Annotated in this window: 7 protein-coding genes and 2 tRNA genes; 5 read left to right on the forward strand and 4 right to left on the reverse strand. The window is 48.8% G+C overall.

From position 1 onward, the window contains the following. Positions 1–14 precede the first annotated feature (14 nt). The gene (locus JK154_RS16255) at positions 15–221 is read right to left on the reverse strand and encodes a lipoprotein (RefSeq protein ID WP_211993640.1); all 207 of its coding nucleotides are present in this window, start codon (positions 219–221) and stop codon (positions 15–17) included. 245 nt (positions 222–466) lie between these two features. Between JK154_RS16255 and cyaY the strand changes: the two genes are divergently transcribed. Beyond that, entirely contained in the window at positions 467–787 is a 321-nt protein-coding gene (gene cyaY / locus JK154_RS16260; protein WP_211993646.1) for an iron donor protein CyaY, read from the forward strand. On the opposite strand, the gene cyaA is transcribed toward cyaY, so the two are convergent. Continuing rightward, positions 788–3,352: a class I adenylate cyclase gene (gene cyaA, locus JK154_RS16265; RefSeq protein WP_211993647.1), complete on the reverse strand. Its 2,565-nt coding sequence runs from the start codon at positions 3,350–3,352 to the stop codon at positions 788–790. A 285-nt stretch (positions 3,353–3,637) separates the two neighbouring features. Between cyaA and hemC the strand changes: the two genes are divergently transcribed. Genes hemC through hemY form a run of 4 tightly spaced genes read left to right on the forward strand, consistent with a single transcriptional unit; the run spans position 3,638 to position 7,756 of the window. Continuing rightward, complete coding sequence (gene hemC, locus JK154_RS16270; protein WP_211993654.1) at positions 3,638–4,579, forward strand: hydroxymethylbilane synthase; 942 nt, start codon at positions 3,638–3,640, stop codon at positions 4,577–4,579. Further along, positions 4,576–5,322 (forward strand): uroporphyrinogen-III synthase, encoded by a 747-nt coding sequence (gene hemD, locus JK154_RS16275; RefSeq protein ID WP_211993655.1) that lies wholly within the window; start codon positions 4,576–4,578, stop codon positions 5,320–5,322. The genes hemC and hemD overlap by 4 nt, the downstream gene beginning before the upstream one ends. 17 nt (positions 5,323–5,339) lie before the next feature. Beyond that, positions 5,340–6,554, forward strand: a complete 1,215-nt coding sequence (gene hemX, locus JK154_RS16280; RefSeq protein ID WP_211993656.1) for a uroporphyrinogen-III C-methyltransferase — start codon at positions 5,340–5,342, stop codon at positions 6,552–6,554. Positions 6,555–6,556: 2 nt separating this feature from the next. Further along, on the forward strand, positions 6,557–7,756 hold the full coding sequence (hemY, locus tag JK154_RS16285; protein ID WP_211993717.1) for a protoheme IX biogenesis protein HemY: 1,200 nt from the start codon (positions 6,557–6,559) through the stop codon (positions 7,754–7,756). Positions 7,757–8,454: 698 nt separating this feature from the next. On the opposite strand, the gene JK154_RS16290 is transcribed toward hemY, so the two are convergent. Together JK154_RS16290 and JK154_RS16295 are read right to left on the reverse strand one after the other, a co-directional pair. After that, positions 8,455–8,531, reverse strand: a tRNA-Pro gene (locus tag JK154_RS16290). A 96-nt stretch (positions 8,532–8,627) separates the two neighbouring features. After that, positions 8,628–8,704 (reverse strand) — tRNA-Pro (locus JK154_RS16295). Positions 8,705–8,708: the final 4 nt, after the last annotated feature.

An 8,708-nucleotide genomic window follows, 5' to 3' on the forward strand; every position in this document is an offset into this window, starting at 1 on the left:
AAAACACGATATAGCTAGTAAACAACCTGCGTTGGGCCATCACCCGTCCCGCGATTATTACGCACTGGTGCTGTTTGTATGGAATCCTCTTTTGGAACACTTTTGGTCGTTGGTGTTTGCTCTTTATCAGTAGGAGGAAAATAAAGTGGCCCTTTCAGCCCACAGCCAGTCAGTGCAGTCAGCGTCGTGACGACAACCAGCGCGCAGAAAATTTTCTTCATTATAACGTTGCCTGTGATTCGCGAGTCTTTCGTCTATCATCGCAGGTGAAGTCTGAAAAGCAATACTCTTTCTTTATCCCTTACTGCTGAAATGTCGCTGGCCTTATCAATACGGTAAAGCGGATATCTCTTCAAATAACCGTAAAATAAGGGATACTGTGTAGCATATAATACGCTTCATCATGTGGATGTTTCTAAAAAACCACAATTTTTATACTGCCTTAAAACCCAAACAGGAAGCAGATATGAACGACAGTGAATTTCATCAACTGGCTGATGGTCTCTGGTTGACCATAGAAGAACGCCTTGATAACTGGGACGGCGATAGTGATATTGATTGTGAGATAAACGGCGGCGTATTGACGCTTAGTTTTGAAAATGGCAGCAAAATCATTATTAACCGTCAGGAACCGCTTCACCAAGTCTGGCTGGCAACGAAAAATGGCGGCTATCACTTTACTTTACAGGGTGAAACCTGGATTTGCGATCGCAGTGGTGAGGAATTCTGGAAACTGCTGGAGCAAGCCAGCTCCGAACAAGCAGGTGAAACCGTTAGCTTTCGCTAATTAAGATTCATACTGCCGTTGACGCTGGGACTGTGCCGTATCGTCATGATTTTTGTCATTCGGTGCAGCCAGTGTTGAGTTTAGTGGCTGGGGACGAAAGGGAACCACCTGAACACGGTCATTGACTTTCACTATCTGATAGAACTGAGGCAAGTTGAAGTTGATAAAGCTCGACCCATAGGTCAGGCGGTCATGAGAAGAGGAAAAGAAACGACTGACATCACGAATTAGCTCTTCTTTACTGCCCTCACAATGGTGATAAACTTCAGCCCGGTTACTCTCATCAAGAATGTAAATATTAAAACCTTGTTCCTCCTGAGTATCTTCAAAGAAAAACTGGATAATACCTTCACTGGCGAAACCATCAACTACCGGGGGTAACGTCACTTGGTTGGTTTCCACCTGTACTGATAACCCATGCAATTTGTTATGTGAAATGGCCCCATAAAACTCTACGGCATTTTCCAGTTTCTGAACGGAAACATTTACCCGTTCAAAGAACAGTCCCCATGTTTGTCCGGCAACGCGTAAGGCTTTAAAACGGCCGGGATCCTGCCGTGTACTGGAAAGACGAAATTCAATACATTCTGAAACCAATTGCTGTACACGAGTACGAATCAGGCCTCGCAAATGCTGGCTATAGCAGAAGACTTCCACACTATCCGGGGGGGAAGCATCCTGGTGCATTTTCCCAAGAATAGTTTTCAGTGCTTCGATCATCGCTTGCTCACCGTTAAAATGCAGGGTTCGCACTTCATTCCATGAGTTGCGGTAGAGCAGGTCAATGCTGCCAATCAGGCACTGTTGCTCTTCGCCAAAGCTGAGTACATCAAGCTTACGAAAATCAAAATGAACCACCTGATCACGGAATGCCGCAGTAGGGTCATATTCCAGATTAACAATAATCGCCAGATGGCGAATTTCACATGGGCTGTATAACGCTTTCGGCGTCGGTGCAGGTAATCTCAGTGGGAAGCTGCTGGATACATCTGACACCATTTCCTGCAATTTAGGCAGGTCACAAATTCCATTGCCCTTAATAAACAATTGCGTACGTGAAGTCAGCAGGCCATTAAAATAAGCCCACGCAATCAGTTTATTAAGATAACGGTTATATTCCAGTGGCTGATGGCTCACGATTGAGTCCATATTCGGTGCCCGATTGTACAGGTACCAGCCAGAACGATTCGTACGCCCGGGGGGAACATAAATAAACGTCAGATTAGGTTCACTCAGATCAGGTGAAATTTGTGGGTTCACCAGTGTGACTTTACCCGGCAACGCTTCAAAGGCAGCGTAAAGTTTACGAGTCAGAACCCCAATATCCTGCGGGCTTGCAGAAACACTGAGGTTATTACGACGTGCAAAACGGATCAGATTACGGTAGCTCTGCATCATTGCATCAAGCAACTCATTATGAGCCTCACGCACTTGATCTATCTTCCAGTTTGCTCGGTTGTCCAGCATCACCAGGCGTTCATGATCCCAGCCCCAGTCCTTAACCAACTGACCAAGAATTTCACGCCGCCAGCCGACACAAGCACGTTCACGGGACAATTTTTCGCACACTTTCAGATAAAAGCAGCGCCGTACTAGATCAAGACGCGTAGTATCTTCCAGCTGAGTAAGATAGTCGGTGACGCGTTCAAGCATCATGCAATAAGGATCGAGACCAAAAGAGACGATTTCACCATCATGCAGGTGCTGTTTAATATCTTTTGCCAGCAGGCGGGTATTAGGGTATTCCCAGGAGTAAGCTTCCAGCAGCAGTGTTTTCATCACCGCTTTATAAGGCGAGTCGATACTTTTATAGAGCTGCCACAAGCTGGCACCAAAGTACTCTTCTGCTGACAAGGAGCTTAATCCTCCCAAATCCAGCCACTCATTTGGCGTCAGTACCCCCTGGGCATAGAGTGTCATGACATATTCGTCATAATGCTCTTCCTCAGAGCAAGGCACCATATTCCATAGAATACGTTTCCCCGCCAGGCGTACGGCGGTGCGATAGAACTCATCCAGCAATAAAATATGCTGGGTTGAACCGCAGTCTTCTCCACCCAGGCTACCACTCGCATTATGGCGAAAACGGTTTTCATCAATCAGGAAAAAACTCACCTCGACACCCAGTGATGCCGCCCAGCTTTCGAGTAAATGACATTTTCTTTGCAGTAATTGCCGTTCTTCCTGATCAAGCCAGGACTGGTGACAAACCCAAATATCAAGGTCAGAAGAACAACTCTGACCGACAGAAGAGGTACTCCCCATGGAATAGAGGCCGGTTAATGGCAGTTCACCGTCAGGGGTGTCTGGTACTTCCAAACCATACCGCAGTTCAAGGCCATTCAAATAATGACGTTGGGTTTCATCAGGCGTGTACATGCAGATGCCCTTGGGAACGTTACCTTCGAGGTAACCCGGCATCAGTGGGTGATTATAATGTAACAGTATCGGCAGTAAACTGTAGACCTGCTGGAAAGCAGGGCCCATAGCAGCAAGAGCGCGCTCAACACGCAATTGGTTTATGGCATCCAGTCTCTGCTTAAGAGTCTCAATATAGAGGTACAAGACGTATCGCCTGATAGTTTCAAGATGACGAAGAATCCGCTTTCCGGTGATTCTTTTCAGCACTATAAATGATCTGAAAAACAATTGCTGGAAACGTGATCAATTTAACACCTCGCCTGTTGACCGTAAAGCCAGATACACTGTTAGTCGCACTATCACGTCATGCATCGACTTTATTTACCTCATTCCAGGTAGATATCTCCCATGGTCACCAAACCACCAACACTGACAGCTTTCCACGAACAATGGTAGGATGGTCAGTAATTGATAATGACGGTAACAAGCATGCTAGACAATATACTAAGAATTGCGACTCGCCAAAGCCCCCTTGCACTCTGGCAAGCACATTATGTTAAGAGACAGCTGGAAATCTTCCATCCCCAACTGCAGGTTGAGCTGGTATCCATGGTCACGCGTGGTGATATTCTATTGGATACCCCGTTGGCTAAAGTCGGTGGAAAGGGTTTATTTGTCAAAGAATTAGAGCTTGCTCTGTTAGATGGTCGCGCAGATATTGCCGTTCACTCCCTGAAGGATGTCCCTGTTGCTTTTCCGGAAGGTCTGGGATTGGTGACAATTTGCGAACGTGACGACCCTCGGGATGCGTTTGTGTCAAACAAGTATGAAAATCTGGATGCGCTGCCTGTCGGCAGCATCGTCGGAACCTCCAGCCTCCGTCGACAGTGTCAAATTGCGGAGCAGCGTCCGGACTTAATTATCCGCTCGCTGCGAGGTAACCTCGGCACTCGTCTGGGTAAACTGGATAGTGGGGAATATGATGCGATTATTCTTGCGGTCGCCGGGCTCAACCGTCTGGAAATGCAGTCGCGTATTCGCTATGCGCTGCCGCCAGAGGTGTCATTACCCGCTGTCGGCCAGGGTGCTATAGGCATTGAGTGCCGTCTGAATGATACCCACACCCAGGCACTGCTTGCACCGTTGAACCACACAGAAACAGCTGTTCGAGTCAGTGCTGAACGCGCTATGAACATCCATCTGGAGGGTGGCTGCCAGGTTCCTATCGGCAGCTATGCAGAACTCACCACGGATGGGTTATGGCTACGGGCTTTGGTCGGAGCGCCAGACGGTTCCGTCATCATCCGTGGTGAACGGCTGGGTAAACCCGAAGATGCCATTACTATGGGTATATCACTGGCAGAAGAATTACTGGCCAATGGGGCCAGGGAGATCCTCTCTGAAGTTTATAAAGGGGAAGCGTCTGCGTGACTATCCTTGTCACTCGCCCTTCGCCTGCCGGGGAAGAGCTTGTAAGACGCCTGCGCCTGACGGGGAAGACTGCATACAGTTTTCCCCTGATTGAGTTTGCTCCGGGCAAAGAATTAGCACAGTTGCCGACGATGCTGGCCGCTCTGCCACCAGACTCTCTGGTCTTTGCGTTATCGCAACACGTTATCCATTTTGCCGGCCCATTATTGCGTCAAAGTGGTATCGGCTGGCCGAAAGAATTGAACTGGTTTGCTATTGGGCGCACAACAGCGCTCGCTTTACATGCAGCCAGCCATTTAACCGTTCACTATCCCCATGACAAGGAAACCAGTGAAGTCTTGCTACAATTACCAGAGCTACAAAATATTAGTGGTAAGCAAGTACTGATTTTACGAGGTAATGGCGGAAGAGAATTACTGGGTAAGACACTACAGGAACGTGGTGCTAAAGTTGATTTTTGCGAATGTTATCAACGCAATGAAATAAATTACAATGGAATGGAAGAGGCCTGGCGATGGTCTGAGAAGAACGTGTCTACCCTGGTCGTCACCAGTGGCGAGATGTTACAACAACTCCATACGCTCATTCCAGCCTGGTACCGTGAAAACTGGCTGACCCAGTGTCAACTACTTGTGGTCAGTGAACGACTGGCGAGCCTTGCCAGAGATCTGGGCTGGCAAGATATTCGGGTCGCTGATAACGCGGATAATGACGCGCTGTTGCGCGCGTTACAATTAACCTAAAAATACAGGACGCCACAATGACGGAACAACAGAACAACTCCGACACGGCCGCTGAAGAAAACACGCCAGCGATCAGTACGACGCAATCGTCTGAACCCGTGGCACAGAAAAGCCGGGCTGGCCTGGCAGGCATTGCTCTCGGGGCTATCGCTATTGCTATCGCGTTAGCGGTAGCAGGTGGCGTCTATCACTACGGCACATCTCAGGCTACATCACAAACTGCGGCGAGTGAAAGCCTCGCGAACCAGCTACAAACGTTGCAACAACAGCAAGCAACTCAGCAGCACGCATTTTCCACTCAGTTAGCCCAACAAACGGCGGCATTACAGAATGCGTTAAAACAGCAGGCTATTTTGACCAGGCAACTGGATGAAGTTCAGGACAAAGTCGCCAGTCTTTCGGGGAGTGATGCTCAGGCCTGGCTGCTGGCTCAAGCTGATTTCCTGGTGAAGATGGCCGGGCGTAAACTGTGGAGCGATCAGGACGTCACCACAGCGGCAGCATTACTTAAAACAGCGGATGCCAGCCTGAGCGATATGAATGATCCGAGTGTCATCCCCGTGCGTCGGGCCTTAACGGACGATATTGCCAACCTGGCAAAGGTGTCACAAGTTGATTATGACGGCATTATCCTCAAGCTAAACCAGCTTTCTAACAGTATCGATAACTTACGGTTGTCAGATAACTATAGCGATGATTCGCCAATGGACTCAGATAACGGCGAACTGTCAGGCACGCTTACTGAATGGCGTCAGAATCTGGTAAAAAGCTGGGACAGTTTTATGGACAGCTTTATCACTATACGCCGTCGCGATGAAACTGCGATTCCCCTTCTGGCACCCAACCAGGATATTTACCTGCGGGAAAATATCCGCTCCCAGTTACTGGTAGCGGCCCAGGCCGTTCCTCGCCATCAGCAGGAAATCTACAAACAGGCACTGGAAACGGTATCCACCTGGGTGCGTGCCTATTACGATACGGATGATGAATCAACCAAAGCTTTTCTTGCTGAGTTAGATACGCTACTTGATCAGAATATCAATATGGACTTACCAGAAAGCCTGCAAAGCCAGGCGTTACTAGAAAAACTGGTACAAACTCGGGTGCGTAGTTTATTTGCTCAGCCCACCGAGTCTAAATCAGAGGAGCCGGCAGTGTCTGCGAAGCCCCCTCATACGGATGAGGCCACCTCAAAATCTGAAACAGCCCCGACAGCCAGTAAGGGAGAATAATGATGATTAAAGTCTTGTTATTATTTCTCTTATTGATTGCAGGTGTGGTGCTCGGACCAATGCTGGCCGGCCATCAAGGCTATGTCCTTATTCGCACTGATAATTATGATATTAATACCAGTGTTACTGGGCTGGTCATTATCTATATTCTGTCAATCATCGTGTTATTCCTGATTGAGTCCCTGTTCCGACGTATTTTTCGTACAGGGGCCCACACTCGGGGATGGTTTCTTAGCCGTAAACGCCGCCGCGCAAGCCAGCAGACCAAAGCTGCTCTGCTAAAACTCGCCGAAGGGGATCACCGCCAGGTTGAAAAACTCATGAGCCGTCATGCGGACCATGCCGAACAACCTATGGTGAACTACCTGATGGCAGCAGAGGCAGCCCAACAGCGTGGCGACGAAATTCGTGCTAATCAACACTTAGCACGCGCTGCTGAAATGGCAGAGAATGATGATCAGTTGCCCGTTGAAATTACCCGTGTTCGTTTGCAGCTAACACGGAATGAAAATCACGCTGCACGGCATGGTGTCGACAAGTTGCTGGAAATTGCACCCCGTCACCCAGAAGTGCTTCGCCTGGCTGAACAGGCCTACTTACGTACCAATGCCTGGAGTTCTTTACTGGAGATTCTGCCTGCGCTGGAAAAAGCCCAGGTTGCTGACGCAGACCACGCCGCCGATATCAGACAACAGGCCTGGATGGGCTTAATGAACCAGGCAATGGCCGAGCAGGGCAATGATGGTCTGAAAGAGTGGTGGCGTAACCAGAGTCGTAAAACTCGCCAGCAGACAGCGCTGCAGGTAGCAATGGCTGAACATCTGATTGAGTGCAATGACAGCGATGCTGCCCAGGATATCGTACTGGAAGGGCTTAAACGCCACTACGACGATCGCCTGGTGACAGTGATGCCACGCCTGAAATCAGGGACACCAGAGAAACTGGAAAAAGCCCTGCACCAGTTGTTAAAAACTCAGGCGAGTAATCCCCTGTTACACAGCACGCTGGGGCAGCTGTTAATGCAGCATGGTGAGTGGCAGAAGGCCACTGATGCTTTCCGCGAAGCACTTAAAATTCGTCCTGATGCCTTTGACTACGCCTGGCTTGCTGATTCGCTGGACAGGCTGCATCAGCCGGAAGAAGCCGCTTCAATGCGTCGGGAAGGGTTACTGCTCACGTTAAAAAATAATCCAGGTGCCTGATTAGGCACCCTGTTAGCCCCCGTAAGCCTGCACAGGTATCAGCGGGTAACTTCTCATTTTCAGGCGACGCTATGTCGCCTTTTTATTTGCCTGACGTAAAAAAAACACCTGCCAGGGCAGGTGTTAAAACAGGTCGATTTGACAACTAATTGGTGCTTCACTCAACGTTGTGTCCATGGTGTCGGATGAGGTCCGTGAGGACGACATCTGTCGGTGGACGATAAGCACCGTAATTGGCTCTGCGTCATTCCTGGGTTTATGAAGCCGGAGCAAACATAAGAAGTGGAATGAGCATCTACACCGTTATTATTGCACAATGCATGCCAATAATTCATCCCCATCGTGACCCCTTACTAACATATAGCGATCAGTATGTTAGCAGTGAAACAGCCCGGGCTTACGCGACAGCGTCTCTTCCCAGACCACGAACCTGTCTCATTTTGGCGACACTAATTCAGCATGATGGTGAAAACTAATATTTATCATCATGTTAAATGTCTCCATCTGACAACAATCCCCTGGCCTGCCGTCTCACTGAGGCAACACTGAGGCGTGCCGTCACTGCCACGGACATATTCAAGAGAAATCAGTGAGTAAAAAGTAAAAGAGAAGAAGAGAAGAGAAGAGAAGAGAAGAACGGCATTATTTTCGGGAATGCCAAAAAGCAAAAACCCCGCCTGAGCGGGGTTTTCTAAATGTGGTCGGCGAGAGAGGATTCGAACCTCCGACCCACTGGTCCCAAACCAGTTGCGCTACCAAGCTGCGCTACTCGCCGATGTACTGCTTTTCTTATGTTGTCATTTGAATGATACAACACAAGTAAATACTAATCTTAAGAGCGAAAGTACGCTGATGTGATGCTTGCTGAAGGTGGTCGGCGAGAGAGGATTCGAACCTCCGACCCACTGGTCCCAAACCAGTTGCGCTACCAAGCTGCGCTACTCGCCGATAC

This window comes from Citrobacter sp. JGM124 (assembly GCF_018257795.1).
GTDB lineage: Bacteria > Pseudomonadota > Gammaproteobacteria > Enterobacterales > Enterobacteriaceae > JGM124.

Excerpts from the sequence above, each read along its gene's own strand:
- JK154_RS16255 (WP_211993640.1), bottom strand. The coding sequence starts at position 221 with ATGAAGAAAATTTTCTGCGCGCTGGTTGTCGTCACGACGCTGACTGCA.
- cyaY (WP_211993646.1), top strand. The coding sequence starts at position 467 with ATGAACGACAGTGAATTTCATCAACTGGCTGATGGTCTCTGGTTGACC.
- hemC (WP_211993654.1), top strand. The coding sequence starts at position 3,638 with ATGCTAGACAATATACTAAGAATTGCGACTCGCCAAAGCCCCCTTGCA.
- hemX (WP_211993656.1), top strand. The coding sequence starts at position 5,340 with ATGACGGAACAACAGAACAACTCCGACACGGCCGCTGAAGAAAACACG.
- hemY (WP_211993717.1), top strand. The coding sequence starts at position 6,557 with ATGATTAAAGTCTTGTTATTATTTCTCTTATTGATTGCAGGTGTGGTG.